Source organism: Novosphingobium sp., from assembly GCF_024642085.1.
Lineage (GTDB): Bacteria > Pseudomonadota > Alphaproteobacteria > Sphingomonadales > Sphingomonadaceae > Novosphingobium.
On record NZ_JAHEBV010000020.1, the window covers coordinates 26,388 to 43,708 of the forward strand.

Here is a 17,321-nt window from a genome sequence, read left to right on the forward strand (position 1 = left end):
CGCGCGCGGTGCCAGACCCAAGGAAGCGTCACAATGGATTTCACCAAACTGTTCAGCCTCGAAGGCAAAGTTGCCCTGATCACTGGCGGCAGCCGCGGGATCGGCAAGATGCTGCTGGAAGGTTATCTCGCCGCCGGGTGCGAGCGTGTCTACATTACCGCTCGCAAGCGCGATCAGCTGGCCGAGACCGAGACTGAGTTCAATGCGGCCTACCCGGGCAAGGTTATCGGCCTGCCTGGCGACCTCAGCCAGATGGACGATATCAAAAAGCTGGCCGAAGACCTGACCGCGCGCGAAGGCCGTCTCGACATTCTGGTCAACAATGCCGGTGCGGCCTGGGGCGGAGATTTCGAAACGTTCCCCGAAGCGGGGTGGGACAAGGTCATGGACCTTAACGTCAAATCGCTGTTTTTCCTGACGCAGAAGCTGTTTCCGCTGCTGAAAGCCGCCGGCACGTTTGAGCGGCCGGCCAAGGTGATCAACATCGCCTCGATCGACGGTTTGCGGCCAAACCCTTGGGAAACCTATTCCTATCAGGCATCGAAGGCGGCGGTGATCCACCTGACCAAGCGGATGGCGGCGCGGCTGATCACCGATAACATCGTCGTCACCGGGATCGCGCCGGGTGCCTATCCCAGCGAAATGAACAAGGCCGCAGCGCGCAATCCGGAAGGCAGCGCCAAGGGCATTCCCTATGCCCGTGTCGGCGTTGCGGAAGATATTGCGGGCGGAGCAGTCTATCTAGCCAGCCGCGCGGGGGATTATGTCGTGGGCACGACAATCCCGATTGACGGCGGCATCGTAAACGGCTGGATTCCGCAAGATTTCCAGGACGCTTCGGGAGGGCATTGACGTAATGAAGCACCACCTGCGCACGCTCGCCAGCGGAATCCATTTCGGCGAAGGGCCGCGCTGGCGCAATGGACGTCTGTGGTTTTCCGATTTCTACGCGCAATGCATCTATTCGGTCGATCTGGCCGGGGACTTACGCGTCGAACTGAGGCTGGAAGGCCAGCCGTCCGGGCTTGGCTGGATGCCCGATGGGTCGCTGTTGGTGGTGCGGATGGAATTGCGCCAAGTGTGGCGGCGTTGGCCGGACGGACGGTTTGAATGCCACGCAGATCTGGCTGATCATTCGGCTTTCATGTGCAATGACATGGTGGTCGATCCCGACGGTCGCGCCTATGTGGGCAACTTCGGTTTCGATCTGGGCGCAGCATTGGCTGAACGCGGGGTCGCGGGCGTTCTGGCCGATCACCCGACCACAATGCTCGCTCTGATTCAGAGCGACGGCGCGGTCAGCGATGCCGCGCCCGGAGAACGTTTTTCTTTCCCCAATGGCATGGTGATTAGCCCTGATGGGCACACGTTAATTGTAGCCGAAACCTTTGGCACACGGCTTACCCAACTGGACATCGCAGACAATGGCACGCTGACCAACCGCCGGCCGTTTGCATTGACCGCGCCGCGTATTCCGGACGGGATTTGCCTTGATGCCAGCGGCGCCGTGTGGATCGCCAATCCCGCCGCCCCGGAATGTGCGCTGATCGCGCCGGGCGGCGAAGTGCTGGATGTCGTCCAGACCGGCGACCTGCCCTGCTACGCCTGCATGCTGGGTGGGCCGACCGGACGGCACCTGTTCATGCTGGTGGCTGCAGATTCGGGACCGAGCGACACGGCAACCGGCAAGGTGCTGGTTACCGAAGTTTCGACCGCCCATGCCGGATTGCCCTGATTTCGCGCTCGACAGACCGGAGGCGGGTCGGCACTAGGGGCCCTCCTGTCCCTGTAAAGACCTGATCGTGAACCTTTTCCTCCGCTCTGCCGCTCTTCTCGCATTTGCGGCCACTGCCGCCTGCGCTCCGGTCGCCCCGCCGCCCAAAGCCACTCCTGCTGCGATGACCGCTTCAGCCGAAACGCTGACGCTGAAAAGCGCCGATGGCCGCACCGTGCCCGTTCTGTTGGTCGCACCGGCACAGCCACTGGGCGTGGTGTTGTTCTCGCACGGTGGAGGTACCCCGCTTGCCGGGGTCCGCCCGGTGATCGACCGTCTGGTGGCAGCAGGCTTTGCCGTGGCCGCGCCAACCCACACCGATTCGCTGGACCAGCCGGCTGAAACCCGTACCACCATGCAGGACGCCTTCCCGACCCGCGTTGGCGACATGATCGCCGTATCAGCTTTTGCCGCGCAGAGGTTTCCCGGATTGGCCCAGGCTGCGGCAGGCCACAGTTACGGCGCATTGACCGGGCTGATGGCGGGCGGTGCATTCGCCCCGATGGTGCCGGCCAAAGTCGATGCGGTGAAAGCCGTGGTGATGTTTTCCTCGCCCGGACCGATCCCCGGCCTCAGCCAGGCGCCCGGCCCGCTGGACGGTGTAACGGTGCCGACCCTTCTGGTCACCGGCACCGCAGACACCGTGCCTGGCTTCGTGTCTGATCCTGCGCTCCACCTGTTCTATTTCGACAGGCTTCCGGAAGGCGATCACACGGTCCTGATCGTAAAGGGCGCGACGCATGAGTTTGTTGCCGGCAAGGAAGCCGGGTTCAACGAAACGTGGGCCTTGGCAATCGACTTCCTGAAAGCAAGGATTGCCGGCGACGCAGCCGCGGCAAAGCGCTTTGCAGCGGCTACTGGTGGAGCGCAGGTTGAGGTACGGCGGCGCTAGTCACGCATCAGTTCACGGACAAAGCCGATCAGGCCGGTCTGCCGGGCGCGCTTCATGCGTTCGGCGTGGAGTATTTCACGAACCTTGGCAAAGCACAGGTCGATATCGTCGTTGACCACGACATAGTCATAGCCGTCCCAATGGCTGATCTCGGCGCGGGCGCGTTCCATCCGTTTGGCGATCACATTGGGCGCATCGGTTCCGCGCCCGGTCAGACGGCGGCGCAGTTCATCGATTGTGGGGGGGAGCAGGAACACCCGGACAACATCGGTTTCCAGCTTCTGATAAAGCTGCTGGGTACCCTGCCAATCAATGTCGAACAGGAAGTCCTGCCCGTCACGAAGTCCCGCTTTCACCTGGGCCTTGGGCGTGCCGTAACTATGCCCGAACACTGGCGCCCATTCCAGAAAATGCTCTTCCTCGACCATCCGGTCAAAGGTCGGCTGATCGACAAAGATGTAATCCTGTCCATCGACCTCGCCCGGGCGCTGGGGCCTGGTGGTGACGGAAACCGAAAGGCAGATCTCCGCGTCGGCATTGAGCAGCATGTGCGAGATCGTGGTCTTGCCCGCGCCCGAAGGCGATGACAGGATGAACATCAGGCCGCGGCGCTGCAGGGTATCTGGAGTTGCCATGGCGCTCAATCGCTCATGGAAGCGCTGCGATCAAGCGCCCGAGGTGTCCGCACCGCCCTTTTTCGCCTGCTTGTCCACCAGCACCTTGCCCTTTGCGCGGGCCTTTTCCTTGCCGCGGCGTCGGTCGAGCAGGGTTTTGGCGAGCAGACCGCCGCCCACAATCAGCGCCCCGGGGACCGAACGGGTTGCCATACGGGCAAGCGCGGTGCCGACCAGGGTCTGGGTCATGGAGCGACCTTTGACAATCGCTTTGGCCTTGCCGGGCGCATACTTGGTCTGCAGCAAGGTGCGTTCAACCACGTGACGCAGAATCCGCCCGCCGCCGCGCAGTGCAATGTCGGCCGCGATCAGATTGGTCATCGGATTGGGACTGGCGTCCTGCGCCTTTTCGCCGGCCATGCGGGCAGCGGCCTTTGTCTTGCCCGCAAGGGTCTTGGGAGCCTTTGCCACGGGCCTATTTCTTCCGTCCGAAATCGACCGTCACCACGTTGGAACCATCATCGGTTCCGGCCGGAGCTTCACCATCGGGCGTATCGTTCTCGGCATCCTCGTGCGGTTCGGGGCCGTCGGGCGCACCAAGTGCCTGAAATTGCAGGCCGAAATCGACGGCCGGATCGACAAACGCGGTGATCGCCGAAAACGGTACGTCCAGCTTTGCCGGGATCTGGTTGAAAGTCAGTCCGACCGAAAAACCGTCTTCGCCAACTGTCAGATCCCAGAACTTGTTCTGCAGGACGATGGTCATTTCGTCGGGGAAGCGCTCCTTCAGGTGTGACGGGATCGATACCCCGGGCGCTTCGGTCTTGAAGGTAATGTAGAAATGGTGGTTGCCCGGCAGGGTTCCGCCGGTCGTTTCAACCTGGCCCAGCACCCGGCCGACCACAGCGCGCAGCGCCTCCTGGACGATTTCGTCATAGGGGATCAGGCTGTCTGGTGCGTCATCGCTCATGGCTGTCAACTGGCGTCCTTGGGGGTATAGGTCAAGCCATAGCAGCAACGGGCGGCCACGCGAATGGTTGCACGGTGCGCAATCCGGCCTATAGGCCAGCCCCATGCGTACTGCCAGAATCGCTCGAAAGACGCACGAAACCGACATCCTGGTCGAGGTCAATCTTGACGGGACCGGGGCCTATGACGTGTCGACCGGGATCGGCTTCCTCGATCACATGATCGAACAGTTCAGCCGCCATTCGCTGATCGATGTGACCTGCCGCATCAAAGGCGACCTGCACGTCGACCAGCACCACACGACCGAGGACAGCGCGATCGCGATTGGCCAGGCGATCGCGAGCGCGCTGGGCGACAAGGCCGGGATCGGACGATACGGCACGGCTTACAGCCCCATGGACGAGGCGCTGGCCCGCGTCGCGCTCGACATATCGGGGCGGCCTTGGCTGGTATGGAACGCTGCGTTCAGCCAGCCGCGCCTTGGCGAAATGGATACCGAGCTGTTCGAACACTGGTTCCAGTCGATTGCGCAGGCGGTGGGGATCACGCTGCATATCGAACTGCTTTACGGGCAGAACAACCACCACATCTGCGAAGGCATCTTCAAGGGTTTTGCCCGTGCAATGCGCCAGGCGGTCGAGCTTGATCCGCGCAAGGGTGGAGCAATTCCCAGTACCAAGGGGGTGCTCGGTGGCTGAGGTTGTCGCGCTGGTCGATTACGGCGCGGGCAATCTTCATTCCGTCGCCAACGCACTAAAAGCGGCGGGCTGTAACGGCGTCACGATTACCGACAGCCCCGATGTGGTTCGCGCTGCCGACCGGATTGTCCTGCCCGGCGTCGGCAGTTTCAGGGCCTGCGCCGAAGGGCTGAACGCGATTCCCCACTTGGTCGAAGCAATGCACGAGCGGGTGTTCGTCGGCGGCGCGCCATTCCTGGGCATTTGCGTTGGAATGCAGTTGCTCGCCGCGACCGGAGTGGAGCACGGCGAAACCTCGGGGCTGGGATGGATCGCGGGCCAAGTGCGGCTGATCGAACGGACTGACCGGCGGATCAAGGTGCCGCATATGGGCTGGAACGATGTCGCGACCACTGCCCACGCGGTGCTGATTGAACCGGGTGAGGGTTATTTCCTTCATTCCTACCATTTTGTCCCTGATGATGGCCGCCATGTGCTGGCGATGACCGACCACGGCGGCGGACTGGTCGCCGCGGTTGGGCGCGACAATCTGGTAGGCGTTCAGTTTCACCCGGAAAAGAGCCAGGCATATGGACTTGCCTTGCTGTCTCGCTTTCTTGAGTGGAAGCCGTGATCGTATTCCCCGCCATCGACCTTAAAGCCGGTCAGGTCGTTCGTCTGGCCGAGGGCGATATGGCCCGCGCCACGGTCTATGGCGATGATCCGGCGGCACAGGCAGCGCTGTTTGCCGAGGCCGGATCGCAATTCCTCCACGTGGTCGATCTGGACGGCAGCTTTGCCGGCCGCGCCGAGAACCGCGAGGCGGTGGAAGCCATTGTCGCGGCGTTTCCTGGCCACGTACAGCTGGGCGGCGGGATCCGTACCCGCGCAGCTGTCGAAGGCTGGTTTGACCTTGGGGTAAGCCGCGTCGTGATGGGCTCCGCCGCGCTCAAGGACCCTGATTTCGTGCGCGATATGGCGGCAGAGTTCCCGGGCGGAATCGTCGTTGCGGTCGACGCGAAAGACGGGATGGTCGCAACCGAGGGCTGGGCCGATGTCTCGGACGTTGAAGTGGTCGACCTCGCCCGCCGGTTCGAAGACGCTGGAGTCGCCAGCCTGCTTTTCACCGACATCGGCCGCGACGGGCTGCTGAAAGGCGTCAACATCGACGCAACTGTCGAACTGGCCCGCAGAGTAGACTTGCCGGTGATCGCCAGCGGCGGGGTCAAGGGGCTCGACGACATTCACGTTCTGGCGCTGCACGCGCATGAAGGCATCGAAGGGGTAATTACCGGGCGCGCGCTTTACGAAGGGCGGCTCGATCTGGCCGCGGCAATTGCAATGGCGAACAGGGCATGACCGTCCGCATCCGCGTAATCCCCTGCCTCGACGTGCGCGACGGGCGCGTGGTCAAGGGCGTCAATTTCGTAAACCTCAAGGACGCTGGAGATCCGGTCGAACAGGCCCGCACCTATGACGCGGCCGGAGCGGACGAGTTGTGCTTCCTGGATATTTCCGCCAGCCACGAAGGACGCGGAACTTTGCTCGAAGTCGTCAGGCGCACTGCCGAAGTCTGCTTTATGCCCCTGACCGTCGGCGGCGGGGTGCGCACGGTGGAGGATGCCCGGGCGCTGCTGCTTGCCGGCGCGGACAAGGTCGCGGTCAATTCCGCGGCCGTCAGCCGCCCTGAAATGGTTGCCGACATCGCCCAGAAAATGGGTAGCCAGTGCATCGTCGCCTCGGTCGATGCGCGGCGGGTGGCGCCGGGCAAATGGGAAATCTTCACCCACGGCGGACGCCAGGCCACCGGGATCGATGCGCTGGCGCACGCGGTCCGTCTGGCGCAGCTGGGCGCGGGCGAACTGCTGGTAACCTCGATGGACGGCGACGGTACGCAGGGCGGCTATGATCTTGACCTGACCCGCACGATTGCCGATGCCGTATCGGTTCCGGTGATCGCCAGCGGCGGGGTCGGCACGCTCGAACATCTGGTCGAAGGCGTGACAAAAGGCCACGCATCCGCAGTTCTCGCCGCTTCAATCTTTCATTTTGGCACCCATACCCTGGCCCAGGCCCACTCTGCCCTGCGCGCAGCAGGCTTGCCGGCACGCAGTTAGCTTGGCAGACCACGCAGCCATGGACACTCTGACCCGCCTTGCCGCGACCATCGCCGCGCGCCGCGATGCCGACCCTGCGACCAGCTGGGTGGCCAGGCTCCATGCGCGCGGAGTTCCAGTGATTGCAAAAAAGCTGGGCGAGGAAGCTGTCGAGACCGTCATTGCCGCGCTGACTGGCACGCGCGAGGAATTGATTGGCGAAGCGGCCGACACACTGTTCCACCTGCTCGTCCTGCTTGATGCCAAGGGGGTCACCCTTGATGAAGTTACCGCCGAGATTGACCGCCGAGAGGGCGTTAGCGGGATCGCAGAAAAAGCCAGCCGGAGCGAATGATGCCAATCAACGCCACCCTGCCCTATGACGATCAGAACATTTTTGCGAAAATCCTGCGCGGCGAAATACCAAACAAGACCGTCTATGCGGATGAATGGGCGCTGGCGTTTCACGATATCAATCCGCAGGCGCCTCTGCACGTGCTGGTTATCCCCCGGGGCGCCTATGTCAGCTGGGATGATTTCTCGGCGCGGGCATCGGCAGACGAAATCGCCGGATTCATCCGCGCCGTGGGCCATATCGCACGTGAGGCGGGGCTGGTCGAACCGGGATACCGTTTGCTGGCCAATGTAGGGGGGCACGGTCATCAGGAAGTGCCGCACCTTCACGTCCACTTGTTCGGCGGCAGACCTTTGGGTCCGATGCTGGCGCGCTGAGCCGCCCTGCACGACTGATCAGCCGTGCAAACTGCGCCCTGGCGCACTTTAGCGGGGTTGCCGTGCGACTCCTGCGCTTGCTAAAGGTCCGGCGGCATGACGTCATTTCCCGCGCCTCCTTCCGGTTTGATCGACGGCACCGTTCACCGTTTTGCCGTGCGCGCCTATATTGAGGATACGGACCTTTCAGGGGTGGTATATCACGCCAATTACCTGCGCTGGTTCGAACGCGCGCGCAGCGATTTCGTTCGCCTGCGGGGGATTGATCAGCGCGGCGCAAACGAAAGCGGCCTGGGCGCCTTTGCCGTGGTTGACCTGACCATCCGTTATGCCGTGCCCGCGCGACTGGATGATGCAATACTGATTGAGACCCGCTGCGCGGATCTGCGCGCCGCATCGTGCCGGATGCACCAGAAGGCCTTACGCGATGACGGCATATTACTGTCAGAGGCTAACTTTCGCGTCGGTTTTGTTTCTCCCGATGGTCGCCCCCGCCGCATGCCGGACGGCTGGCACGCGGCCTTTGCCCACATCGTTCCTGAAGGATCCTGATGAGCCTTGCCACCCTCCTTGCCGCAAGCACTGCTGCTGCGCCGCGCCATCTTAACCCGGTCAAACTGTTCCTCGACGCCGATATTGTCGTGCAGATCGTCATGGCAGGGCTGATCCTCGCCTCGGTCTGGGTGTGGATGATCGTGCTGTCCTTCAGTCTTCGCTCCAGCGCGATCCGCAAGCGGTGTGACGGGTTTGAGCGCGCGTTCTGGAAAACCAAGGACATCGACGCGTTCCAGGCCGAATGGGAAAGCCGCGAAACGCCATCAGCCCGTGTGGCCGCTGCCGGACTTGCCGAATGGCGCGCTTCGGCCAGGCGCGACAAGGAAGGAACGCGCCAGCGTCTTTCCCTGGCTATGGACGGCGCGATTGCGCAGGAGGCGGACCGGTTGTCCGAACGTCTGAACTTTCTGGCGACGGTCGGGGCGGTTGCGCCGTTTGTAGGCCTGTTTGGCACCGTCTGGGGGATCATGAACAGCTTTTTCCAGATCGGACAGCAGCAGAACTCATCGCTGGCGGTGGTTGCGCCGGGCATATCCGAAGCGCTGTTTGCCACCGCGATCGGGCTGTTTGCGGCGATTCCTGCGGTGATTGCCTACAACCGTTTTTCGCACCGGGTCGATCAGCTGGAAGCACGACTGCAACGCTTTGCCGACCGGTTCCACGCCAGCCTGAGCCGCGATCTGGAGGGGCAGTAAGGTGGCGATAGGTGCCATCAGCCGCCGCAGCAAACGGCGCGGCCGCGCGCCAATGGCCGAGATCAACGTTACCCCGCTGGTCGATGTCATGCTGGTGCTGCTGATCATCTTCATGGTCACTGCGCCGCTGCTCAACGCCGGAGTTCCGATTGATCTGCCCGACAGCGCGGCCAAGCCGCTTGATGAGCAGCCCCGGCAGATCAACCTGACAATGGATGCAGCAGGACGCCTGTTCATCGACCAGAGCGAGGTTGTGCCCGGGACTCTGTCCGCGCGCCTGGCAGCGTTACCCCGCAATGTGGATGGTCAGCCACCACTAGTGACGCTTCGCGCGGACAAAGCGCTGGACTATGGCCGGGTGATCGCGGTGATGGGTGAGCTCAATCACGCCGGATTCAACGCAATATCGCTGGTCACGACCAGTTCAGGCTCCACTCAATAGGCCCGGCACCATGGCAGCCATCGCCCTTCGCCGCGACGAACGCATTGGCCTTGGCCTGGCCGTGGCCGCGCATGCGGGCCTGGTTGCTTGGCTGGCGCTGAGCCCGCACGGCTCTGCGCTGGTATTGCCGCCTGAACGGATGACTGTGACGCTAAGTGATGATATCGCCGTCACTTCTACTGCGCCGCAGCCTGCCCCGGCGCCAGCACCCGACGAGGCGTCGGTGCTGGGTGAACGCGCGCCGCAGCCGGTTGCCGCTCCGCCGCGACCCACCCCGGTGCCGCTCGTCTCTGCCGCCCCGGTAAAGCCAGCTGTGCAACGCGCCCCGGCAGCGAGGCCTGTGCCGCCCAAGGCAAAGTCCGCTCCCGCCCCGGCTAAGCCTGCAGGAGGAAGCCGCATCGGTTCCGATTTTCTCAAAGGCGTTAGCGGTGCGCAAGGCCAGTCGCGCACCCCCAATCCGCCCGCTGCCGCCGTAGGTCCGGGGGTGAAGACCGCACTGGCCGCGGCGATCATGCGGCAGATCAAGCCCAAGTGGCAGGGCCGCGTACCTCAAGGGGTTGATACCGAAAATCTGGTCTCAGTCATCGCCATCGACCTCAACGCTGATGGGTCGCTAGCCGGATCACCGCGGCTGCTGGCGCAGGAAGGAATCAACGACGCCAACCGCGCCCAGGCCCGCCGCCATGCCGAAGAGGCAATCCGCGCTGTCCAGCTGGCGGCGCCGTTCACCTTGCCAGCCGAATTGTACGACGCGTGGAAGAAGCCGCCCGCCCTGAGGATGAGAAAGAGCATCTGAGCCATGAACACTATGTCCCTTGCCCTGGCCCTCGCGTTGACTGCGCAGCCCGCGTTCACGCAAAGCGCACCTGACGCGGCAACTGCGCAAACAGCAGAACCGGCCATAGACGTCACCGATGACAGCGATTGGCAGAACCAGACGATCGCCATCCCGTCCTTTGCTACCAATGCCGACGTGCCCACCCAGGCCAGCGCCGGCAGCACGTCGGCCCTGGGTTTCGCGCTGGCCGGGGTAATAACCGCCGATCTTCAGAACAACGGGCTGTTCAAGCCGACCGGCCCGGCGGCCTTGCCGCGCCCGGCCCTGCCGCAGATCCAGGCGCCCGAATACAATAACTGGGGGGCCCGCGGGACGGACATGCTGATACAGGGCTATGTCCGGGCAGAAGCGGGCGGCCAGGTTACCATCGGCTGCTATCTCTATGACGTCGCGTTGAAGCAGCAACTGGCCAAGGCAGGCTGGACACTGGCCCCAGGCGACTGGCGCCGTGCAGCGCACAAATGCGCCGATCTGGTTTATTCACGGCTATCGGGAGAAAGCCCGTTCTTCGATAGCAAGATCGCCTATATCGCCGAAGTCGGACCGAAGGACCGCCGGCTAAAGCGCTTGGCGATCATGGATTCGGACGGGCAGAATCACGAGTTTCTGACAACCGGCCAGACCACCGCTCTGACCCCGCGCTGGTCGCCGGATTACAAGTCGATACTTTACCTGTCTTATTTTAACGGCCAGCCGCGGATTTACATACTCGATCCTGCAACCAAATCGCAGCGGCTGCTGCTCAGCGCCAAGAACCCTCTGTTCGCGCCGCGCTGGTCGCCCGACGGCAAGTGGGTGCTGTATTCGATGGCCAGCGCTGGCAATACCGATATCTACAAGATCCCGGCCGCTGGCGGCGGTACGGCGATAAAGCTGACCGACAGCCCGGGGATCGATATCGGCGGCAGCTTTTCCCCCGATGGAAGCCGGATTGTGTTTGAAAGCGACCGTTCGGGCAGCCAGCAGATTTATGTTATGAATGCCGATGGCAGCGGCCAGAAGCGGATTAGCTTTTTTGGCGGACGCGGGGCAACCCCGGAATGGAGTCCGCGCGGCGACCAGATCGCCTTTACCCACATAGTCGGCAACCTGCGCGTCGCCACGATGGACCCGCAAGGCGGATCGCTGCGGTACCTGACCGACAGCTGGCAGGACGAAGCCCCGACCTGGGCGCCCAATGGCCGTGTCATACAGTTCTTCCGCACTGCCAAGTCAACTGGGCGAACCAGCGTGTGGCAAGTTGATCTGACCGGCCGAACGCTGCGCAAGCTCGATACACCGGTCGACGGCAGCGATCCCGCCTGGGGCGCGCTGCGTCCCTAATTCGCAGTTTCAAAAGGAGTAAGTCCCATGAAAACCAACCCCGCCCTGATCGCCTTGCTGGCCGCGGGCCTCGCCGTATCGGCCTGTTCGAAAAAGCCGCCCAAAGTGCTGCCGCCCGATCCCGGCGCCGCGGTATCGACCGAAACGCCGGCCAGCAGCCAGGGGCCTGTTCCCGGCAGTCAGGCCGATTTCGCCGCGACGCTAATGGGCCAGGATACGATCCTGTTTGATACCGACAAGTACAACATCGACAGTGCCGACCAAACAGCGCTTGCCGCCCAGGCACAGTGGCTGGCGAAATATCCGGCCAAACGCATCACGTTGGAAGGGCATTGCGACGAACGAGGCACCCGCGAATACAATCTGGCCTTGGGTGAACGGCGCGCTAACGCGGCCAAGAATTACCTTGCCACGCTTGGTGTTGACCCAATGCGAATAGCCACGATCAGTTATGGCAAGGAACGCCCCGCCGCCTTGGGGTCGGACGAGGCAAGCTGGGCGCGCAACCGCCGTGCGGTGACTGTGACGATCGACTGATTCGTAGCAGGCAGTTGCTTAGTCAGCGCGTCCGAGCGGGCTGGCCGGGTGCTATTGCAGCGACGGTATCAAATGGCTTAAGCTTGGCAGCGCCGGAGCATGGGCTTTGATCGGCAAGCTAAGGCCACCATCTTCCGCCATTGATGCGCTGCGCTGCGGACCCAGCAAGACAAAGGCGGTCATCGCCAGCACCGATAGTGCGATCGACAGGGCCAGTTGCTTGCTCATGGCGAAAAACTCCCGTTGCGGCGGTCTTCTTGTCCTAAAAATTGGCAATTTTCAAGTAATGATCAATCTGTTCAAAAGGGCAATCATTGCACGAGAGCTTGCATCCAGCCCCCGCCAGCGACTATCTCTGGAGGGATGAGCAAGGCTGGGCGTTCGGATAGTTGGGGTTTCCCGCGTTGGCGCGGCTATGAAGGTGCGCGCGAGGCGGCGACGATCCGTCTGTGTGACCGCCATGGCTGCGCGGACTCCGGTACCTGTCCTGCGCCAAAAAGTCCCAACAGCCCTGAACGCTGGATGTTCTGTCAACGCCACGCCGCCGAATACAATTCAGGCTGGGACTATTTTGAGGGCCTGGACAAGGAGGAGGCAGCTCAGCGCGAGGCGGAAGAGACCAGGGATAATTCTGGCTACAAGGAAGCAGCGCACTATGGCTGGGGCGGCTCAGGCGATGGCAGCCGCAGTCGTGACGAAATGCGCGCGCTTGAACTGCTTGAGTTAACTGCCGACGTCGATTTTGACGAGGTCAAGAAAAGCTATCGGGCGAAGGCAAAGCTGGTACATCCCGATGTGCGCCCTGGCGACGAAGATGCGGCCAAAGCGTTTCAGGCACTGCAACTGGCCTATGAAGTACTCCGCGCTGCGGAAGAGCGCCGCGAATGGAAAGGGTAGGTTTGCCGGTGTACCGCAACTGGACGTCACTGTGGTTTGACAGCGCGGCACTGGGTTTCGAAGCAACTGCCGTTATCGGCTTGCGGCTTACTAAACTGGCGTCTGGCGATGCCGATGCCATGAACGAAGCGCAGCGCATGGTGAACGAGAAAATCGACGCCGCAATCGAGTTGCAGACTATGGCGATGACTGGCAGCCTTGGCATGACCCCTCAGGGCCAAGCTCACCGCGCGGTGCGAACGTTGCGCCGCAAAGTGGAAAGCAACCGCCGCCGTCTGAGCGGCAAACGCGTCTGAACATCTAACTTTTGCGGCTGGTTCGCTTGATCGTACCGGAAAAAGCCAGAACATTGCGGCCGTCATCGTCGATCATGCCGCGCACGAAGACCATCGACATACCGGCGCGGACTACTTCGCCCCGTGCGGTCAGCAAACGTCCTGGCTCGGCTGCGCCGACGAACTCGCAGTTCATCGTTACTGTTACCCCATGGACGTTGGCTTCCATCCCCCCAGCGATCATAAACAGTGCATAGTCCGCAAAGGTCATCAGCGATCCGCCGTGGATGTTTCCGCCGCCATTACGGTTCTTGTTTTCGGGCACAAAGCCGCACAGGATGCCGCCAGATTGGGGCTGGCAATAAAATGGGCCAGCGTAATCCTCGAAATCGTCGGCCGGTTCCCAATGAAACCATCCATCCCACGCCGGATCCTGCGCCGGGGCAAGCCGCCAGGACACGGGCGCCGCGCCGTCGGGCTGCATCTTGTCGTGGGGTTCGAAGCTCATAAGGCGGCCCAAGCACAATGCCGACGCCGCCGCAAGGCAGATCACACGGCGGCCAAGGCCTGTTCGAAATCAGCAATCAGGTCGTCTGCATCCTCGATTCCGATGCTGATCCGGACCAGGTTGTCGGTAATGCCGAGCTGGGCTTTGCGTTCATCCGGCACTGAAAGATGCGTCATCGCCGCGGGCAGGCTGGCCAGTGTCTCGGTCCCGCCAAGGCTAACCGCCAACTTGGCGATCTTGAGGCTGTCGAGGAAGCGAAACGCCTCGGCCTCGCCGCCCTTGATGTAGAGCGAAAAGGTGCTGCCCGCGCCGCTACAGTGGCGGTCAAATATATCCTGCTGGCGTGGGTCATCAATCATGCCCAGATAGCCGAGCTTTTCGACTTTAGGGTGTACCGCCAACCAGGCGCATACCTTGGCTGCATTTTCGCCCGCGCGACTCATCCGCAGTTCGACCGTCTCCAAGCTGCGCATCAACATCCAGGCGGTATTGGGATCAACGATGCCGCCCATGACATTGCGCAGCATGCGCACCGGGGTCATCCACTTCTTGGCGCCGGAAATAGACCCGGCCACCAGATCGGAATGCCCGCCGACATATTTGGTCAGCGAGTAGACCACGATATCCGCGCCTTGGTCGATCGGGCGCTGCCAGAGCGGACCAAGGAAAGTGTTGTCGATCGCAATCGGGCATTCCGGCCCGAAAGCGCCATCGCGAGCGCCCTTTACGGCTTCGACGTCAACCAGCGCGTTGGTTGGGTTTGCAGGGCTTTCCAGATAGACCATCGCCACCTTTCCGCCCTGCGCTGCGGCCTGTTCCTTGGCGCTCGCCATCACTGCGTCCAGTTCCGCGCGCGTTGCCCCTGCGGGGAAATCGACGTAGGTTATTCCGAACCGGCTAAGCGTTTTGGCGACGAAGCCTTCGCTGGCGGCGTACAGCGGCCCCGAATGAACGATGACGTCCCCCGCCGAGGCAAAGGCCAGAAACAGAACACAGATCGCGGTCATCCCGCTGGAAAACGACAGCGCCTCTTCGGCACCGTCCCACACCGCGAGACGGCCTTCGAGGATCTGCTGGTTGGGGCCATTGAACCGCGAGTAGACCAGGCCCTCGGTCCCGCCGGGGACCTTGCCGGTGATCCCTTCAAAAAACCGTTTGCCTTCTGCCGCGCTGGGAAAAGCGAAGGTGCTAGTCAGAAAGATCGGTGCCTTGAGGCTGCCTTCGGACAAAACTGGATCATAACCGTGACCCATCATCAGCGTGGCGGGCGACAACTGGTGATTGCCCAGGCGGGTGATTGCGGCTTTGGGCTTACGGGTCGGGGTCGGGGCATCGGCCATCGCGTGGCATCCTTCCGGAACAGGCGCTCCCAGGAAGGCGGGAACGTGATGGGACGGCGGGGGCGCTGGCGTTCCTAACCTCCGCAGGAACGCATCTCCGGCCCGGTCCCGGAACAGGGCGGGTGCTTAGCCAAGCTGTGAAATGATTTCAACTGAAACCGGATTAAGGCTCGGTCAGTCCTCCACAATCAGGCTGCGCTCTCGTGTTTCAGGCAGCAGCAGCGTCGCGACACCAGCCATGGCGATGACCACCGCGACATAGCCGTAAAACGCCCGCTCGATCCCCGCGCCTTTCAGTGCCAGCGCTACCATTTCCAACGTTCCGGCGAACACGGCATTGCCGATCGCATATGGAAGCGCCACACCCAGTCCGCGGATGTGGGCAGGAAACAGCTCGGCCTTCACCAGCGCATTGTTGGCGCTATAGCCGCTTTGCAGGGTCAACGGGATAAGGATCAGCAGCAGGGCCGCCACTGGCGAGGTGGTCTGTTCCAGCAGCAGGAACACTGGCACTGCGGCTAGCGCCCCGCCGATCCCGAAGATCAGCAGCATCGGCTTGCGCCCGAACCGGTCGGCCAGCGCACCGAACACGGGCTGCATCGCGGTGAACCACAGCAGCGCCGCGGCAATGATGTAGGTTGCGGTCGCTTTGTCGAAGCCGACCGTGTTGAACAGGTACTTCTGCATGTAGCTGGTATAGGTATACGCGCTGAGCCCGCCGCCGGCCGACAGCATGGCGACAAGAATGCTTTCGCGCCGATGGTGCTTCCACAGCAAAGCTGCAGTCGATGCTGGTCGGTCGACCGCCTGGTTGGTGAATGAGGGCGTTTCGGCAAGATTGCGGCGCAGCATGTAGACCAACAGCGCCAACAACGCGCCGATCACGAAGGGAATGCGCCAGCCCCAAGCGGTCAGCTCAGCCTCGGTCAGGAAGGCCTGTAGCACCACTGCTACGGCAATCGCGCACAACTGCCCGCCGCACAGCGTCATGTACTGGAAGCTGGCCCAGAACCCGCGGTTTTCCTTTGGTGCCATTTCCGACAGGTATGTCGCGCTGGCGCCGTACTCACCGCCCAGTGACAAACCCTGTAGTATCCGCGCCAGCAGCAGCACCGCCGGGCCAAGCAGCCCGGCCTGGGCGTAGGTTGGCGCAGCGGCAAGCAGAAGCGATCCGGAAAACATCAGTGCAACCGACAGCGTGAGGCCCGCTTTGCGGCCGCGCCCGTCAGCATAGCGGCCCATCACCCAGGCGCCAATCGGTCGCATGACGAAACCCGCGGCAAAAATCGTCGCTGTGCTGAGCAATTGCGCGGTGGGATCGGCCTTAGGGAAAAACACCGGGGCGAAATAGATCGCGAAGCTGGCATAAGCGAACCAGTCATACCATTCGACCAGATTGCCAGCCGAGCCGCCGATAATCGAGACCAGGCGCTGGCGAGGGATCGACAGCCGTTTAACCATTAGTCGTCCCCCCGCTCCAGACCGATTACTTAGGCGACAACACCATCAGCATCTGGCGGCCTTCCATGCGGGGATAGGCTTCGATCTTGGCGTCTTCGGCAGTATCGTCCTGCACCCGCTTCAAGAGGTTCATCCCCAGCTGCTGGTGTGACAGTTCGCGGCCTCGAAAACGTAAGGTAACTTTGACCTTGTCACCTTCTCCAATGAACTTGTGGATCGCTTTCATTTTGGTGTCGTAGTCATGGTCGTCGATATTCGGACGCATCTTGATCTCTTTGATCTCCTGCGTCTTCTGCGACTTGCGCGCAAGGTTGGCCTTTTTCTGCGCCTCGTACCGGAATTTGCCGACGTCGAGAAACTTGCACACCGGAGGGTCGGCATTGGGGCTGACTTCGACAAGATCGAGGCCGACTCCGGCTGCCTGTTCGATGGCTTCGCGGGTGTACATTACGCCGATGTTTTCGCCGGTTTCGTCAATGACGCGAACCTTGTCGGACGTGATCATCTGGTTGTAGCGCGGCCCGCTCTTCACGGGGGGCGACATCATGCGCCGGGGTGGGGGTGCTATGTTAGAATCTCCTTAGACGGTTGTCTGGGCGGCTCCTTAATCCGATTCCGCGATTTGGGAAAGGGTTTAGGCGGCTTTCCGCCAGACCGGGAACTGTACCAGCCGGCCCGAAGCAGCCAGCAGCGCAT

25 protein-coding genes are annotated in these 17,321 nt (G+C 62.2%); 17 read left to right on the forward strand and 8 right to left on the reverse strand.

The window, feature by feature from the left end; translation table 11 throughout:
• The first annotated feature begins 33 nt into the window (after window positions 1–33).
• From Q0L62_RS09545 to Q0L62_RS09555, 3 genes are all read left to right on the forward strand, one after another.
• Window positions 34–852: an SDR family NAD(P)-dependent oxidoreductase gene (locus Q0L62_RS09545; protein WP_296679224.1), complete on the forward strand. Its 819-nt coding sequence runs from the start codon at window positions 34–36 to the stop codon at window positions 850–852.
• 4 nt (window positions 853–856) lie between these two features.
• Entirely contained in the window at window positions 857–1,735 is an 879-nt protein-coding gene (locus Q0L62_RS09550; protein ID WP_296679226.1) for an SMP-30/gluconolactonase/LRE family protein, read from the forward strand.
• A 67-nt stretch (window positions 1,736–1,802) separates the two neighbouring features.
• Complete coding sequence (locus Q0L62_RS09555) at window positions 1,803–2,666, forward strand: dienelactone hydrolase family protein (RefSeq protein WP_296679228.1); 864 nt, start codon at window positions 1,803–1,805, stop codon at window positions 2,664–2,666.
• Here Q0L62_RS09555 and gmk read toward each other — a convergent pair.
• Genes gmk through Q0L62_RS09570 form a run of 3 tightly spaced genes read right to left on the reverse strand, consistent with a single transcriptional unit; the run spans window position 2,663 to window position 4,250 of the window.
• Window positions 2,663–3,301, reverse strand: a complete 639-nt coding sequence (gene gmk / locus Q0L62_RS09560) for a guanylate kinase (protein ID WP_296679229.1) — start codon at window positions 3,299–3,301, stop codon at window positions 2,663–2,665. The two genes, Q0L62_RS09555 and gmk, sit on opposite strands and share 4 nt — an antisense overlap.
• A gap of 30 nt (window positions 3,302–3,331) precedes the next feature.
• Window positions 3,332–3,751, reverse strand: a complete 420-nt coding sequence (locus tag Q0L62_RS09565; protein ID WP_296679230.1) for a hypothetical protein — start codon at window positions 3,749–3,751, stop codon at window positions 3,332–3,334.
• 4 nt (window positions 3,752–3,755) lie between these two features.
• Complete coding sequence (locus tag Q0L62_RS09570; RefSeq protein WP_296679232.1) at window positions 3,756–4,250, reverse strand: SspB family protein; 495 nt, start codon at window positions 4,248–4,250, stop codon at window positions 3,756–3,758.
• 103 nt (window positions 4,251–4,353) lie between these two features.
• On the opposite strand from Q0L62_RS09570, the gene hisB reads away from it, so the two are divergent.
• The 12 genes from hisB to pal all read left to right on the forward strand — a co-directional run bounded on the left by hisB (window position 4,354) and on the right by pal (window position 12,144).
• On the forward strand, window positions 4,354–4,947 hold the full coding sequence (gene hisB / locus Q0L62_RS09575) for an imidazoleglycerol-phosphate dehydratase HisB (RefSeq protein WP_296679233.1): 594 nt from the start codon (window positions 4,354–4,356) through the stop codon (window positions 4,945–4,947).
• Window positions 4,940–5,560 carry an imidazole glycerol phosphate synthase subunit HisH gene (hisH, locus tag Q0L62_RS09580; protein WP_296679234.1) on the forward strand — a complete coding sequence of 207 codons (621 nt, stop codon included), beginning with the start codon at window positions 4,940–4,942 and terminating at the stop codon, window positions 5,558–5,560. The genes hisB and hisH overlap by 8 nt, the downstream gene beginning before the upstream one ends.
• Window positions 5,557–6,285, forward strand: a complete 729-nt coding sequence (gene hisA / locus Q0L62_RS09585; protein ID WP_296679236.1) for a 1-(5-phosphoribosyl)-5-[(5-phosphoribosylamino)methylideneamino]imidazole-4-carboxamide isomerase — start codon at window positions 5,557–5,559, stop codon at window positions 6,283–6,285. The genes hisH and hisA overlap by 4 nt, the downstream gene beginning before the upstream one ends.
• Complete coding sequence (gene hisF / locus Q0L62_RS09590) at window positions 6,282–7,043, forward strand: imidazole glycerol phosphate synthase subunit HisF (protein WP_296679237.1); 762 nt, start codon at window positions 6,282–6,284, stop codon at window positions 7,041–7,043. The genes hisA and hisF overlap by 4 nt, the downstream gene beginning before the upstream one ends.
• Before the next feature lie 19 nt (window positions 7,044–7,062).
• Window positions 7,063–7,377 (forward strand): phosphoribosyl-ATP diphosphatase, encoded by a 315-nt coding sequence (locus tag Q0L62_RS09595; protein ID WP_296679238.1) that lies wholly within the window; start codon window positions 7,063–7,065, stop codon window positions 7,375–7,377.
• Window positions 7,377–7,754: a histidine triad nucleotide-binding protein gene (locus Q0L62_RS09600; protein WP_296679239.1), complete on the forward strand. Its 378-nt coding sequence runs from the start codon at window positions 7,377–7,379 to the stop codon at window positions 7,752–7,754. Before Q0L62_RS09595 ends, Q0L62_RS09600 begins: the two co-directional genes overlap by 1 nt.
• 96 nt (window positions 7,755–7,850) lie before the next feature.
• A complete protein-coding gene (locus Q0L62_RS09605) occupies window positions 7,851–8,306 on the forward strand; it encodes a YbgC/FadM family acyl-CoA thioesterase (RefSeq protein WP_296679240.1) in 456 nt (151 codons plus the stop codon).
• Window positions 8,306–9,004 (forward strand): protein TolQ, encoded by a 699-nt coding sequence (gene tolQ, locus Q0L62_RS09610; protein WP_296679242.1) that lies wholly within the window; start codon window positions 8,306–8,308, stop codon window positions 9,002–9,004. Before Q0L62_RS09605 ends, tolQ begins: the two co-directional genes overlap by 1 nt.
• 52 nt (window positions 9,005–9,056) lie before the next feature.
• On the forward strand, window positions 9,057–9,446 hold the full coding sequence (locus Q0L62_RS09615; RefSeq protein WP_296679258.1) for an ExbD/TolR family protein: 390 nt from the start codon (window positions 9,057–9,059) through the stop codon (window positions 9,444–9,446).
• 10 nt (window positions 9,447–9,456) lie between these two features.
• Window positions 9,457–10,242 carry a hypothetical protein gene (locus tag Q0L62_RS09620; RefSeq protein ID WP_296679243.1) on the forward strand — a complete coding sequence of 262 codons (786 nt, stop codon included), beginning with the start codon at window positions 9,457–9,459 and terminating at the stop codon, window positions 10,240–10,242.
• 3 nt (window positions 10,243–10,245) lie between these two features.
• Complete coding sequence (tolB, locus tag Q0L62_RS09625) at window positions 10,246–11,607, forward strand: Tol-Pal system beta propeller repeat protein TolB (RefSeq protein WP_296679244.1); 1,362 nt, start codon at window positions 10,246–10,248, stop codon at window positions 11,605–11,607.
• Window positions 11,608–11,634: 27 nt separating this feature from the next.
• Window positions 11,635–12,144 (forward strand): peptidoglycan-associated lipoprotein Pal, encoded by a 510-nt coding sequence (gene pal, locus Q0L62_RS09630; protein WP_296679245.1) that lies wholly within the window; start codon window positions 11,635–11,637, stop codon window positions 12,142–12,144.
• A 51-nt stretch (window positions 12,145–12,195) separates the two neighbouring features.
• On the opposite strand, the gene Q0L62_RS09635 is transcribed toward pal, so the two are convergent.
• The gene (locus tag Q0L62_RS09635; RefSeq protein WP_296679246.1) at window positions 12,196–12,372 is read right to left on the reverse strand and encodes a hypothetical protein; all 177 of its coding nucleotides are present in this window, start codon (window positions 12,370–12,372) and stop codon (window positions 12,196–12,198) included.
• A gap of 135 nt (window positions 12,373–12,507) precedes the next feature.
• Here Q0L62_RS09635 and Q0L62_RS09640 point away from each other — a divergent pair, with 135 nt between their 5' ends.
• Both Q0L62_RS09640 and Q0L62_RS09645 read left to right on the forward strand, forming a co-directional pair.
• The gene (locus Q0L62_RS09640) at window positions 12,508–13,041 is read left to right on the forward strand and encodes a J domain-containing protein (RefSeq protein ID WP_296679247.1); all 534 of its coding nucleotides are present in this window, start codon (window positions 12,508–12,510) and stop codon (window positions 13,039–13,041) included.
• Complete coding sequence (locus tag Q0L62_RS09645) at window positions 13,029–13,337, forward strand: hypothetical protein (protein WP_296679248.1); 309 nt, start codon at window positions 13,029–13,031, stop codon at window positions 13,335–13,337. The genes Q0L62_RS09640 and Q0L62_RS09645 overlap by 13 nt, the downstream gene beginning before the upstream one ends.
• A gap of 4 nt (window positions 13,338–13,341) precedes the next feature.
• Here Q0L62_RS09645 and Q0L62_RS09650 read toward each other — a convergent pair whose 3' ends face one another.
• The 4 genes from Q0L62_RS09650 to infC all read right to left on the reverse strand — a co-directional run bounded on the left by Q0L62_RS09650 (window position 13,342) and on the right by infC (window position 17,172).
• Window positions 13,342–13,824: a PaaI family thioesterase gene (locus Q0L62_RS09650; protein ID WP_296679250.1), complete on the reverse strand. Its 483-nt coding sequence runs from the start codon at window positions 13,822–13,824 to the stop codon at window positions 13,342–13,344.
• 41 nt (window positions 13,825–13,865) lie between these two features.
• Complete coding sequence (locus Q0L62_RS09655) at window positions 13,866–15,164, reverse strand: cystathionine gamma-synthase family protein (RefSeq protein WP_296679252.1); 1,299 nt, start codon at window positions 15,162–15,164, stop codon at window positions 13,866–13,868.
• Between the two features lie 174 nt (window positions 15,165–15,338).
• Window positions 15,339–16,625 carry an MFS transporter gene (locus Q0L62_RS09660; protein ID WP_296679254.1) on the reverse strand — a complete coding sequence of 429 codons (1,287 nt, stop codon included), beginning with the start codon at window positions 16,623–16,625 and terminating at the stop codon, window positions 15,339–15,341.
• A 25-nt stretch (window positions 16,626–16,650) separates the two neighbouring features.
• A complete protein-coding gene (gene infC, locus Q0L62_RS09665; RefSeq protein WP_296679256.1) occupies window positions 16,651–17,172 on the reverse strand; it encodes a translation initiation factor IF-3 in 522 nt (173 codons plus the stop codon).
• Between the last annotated feature and the right edge of the window lie 149 nt (window positions 17,173–17,321).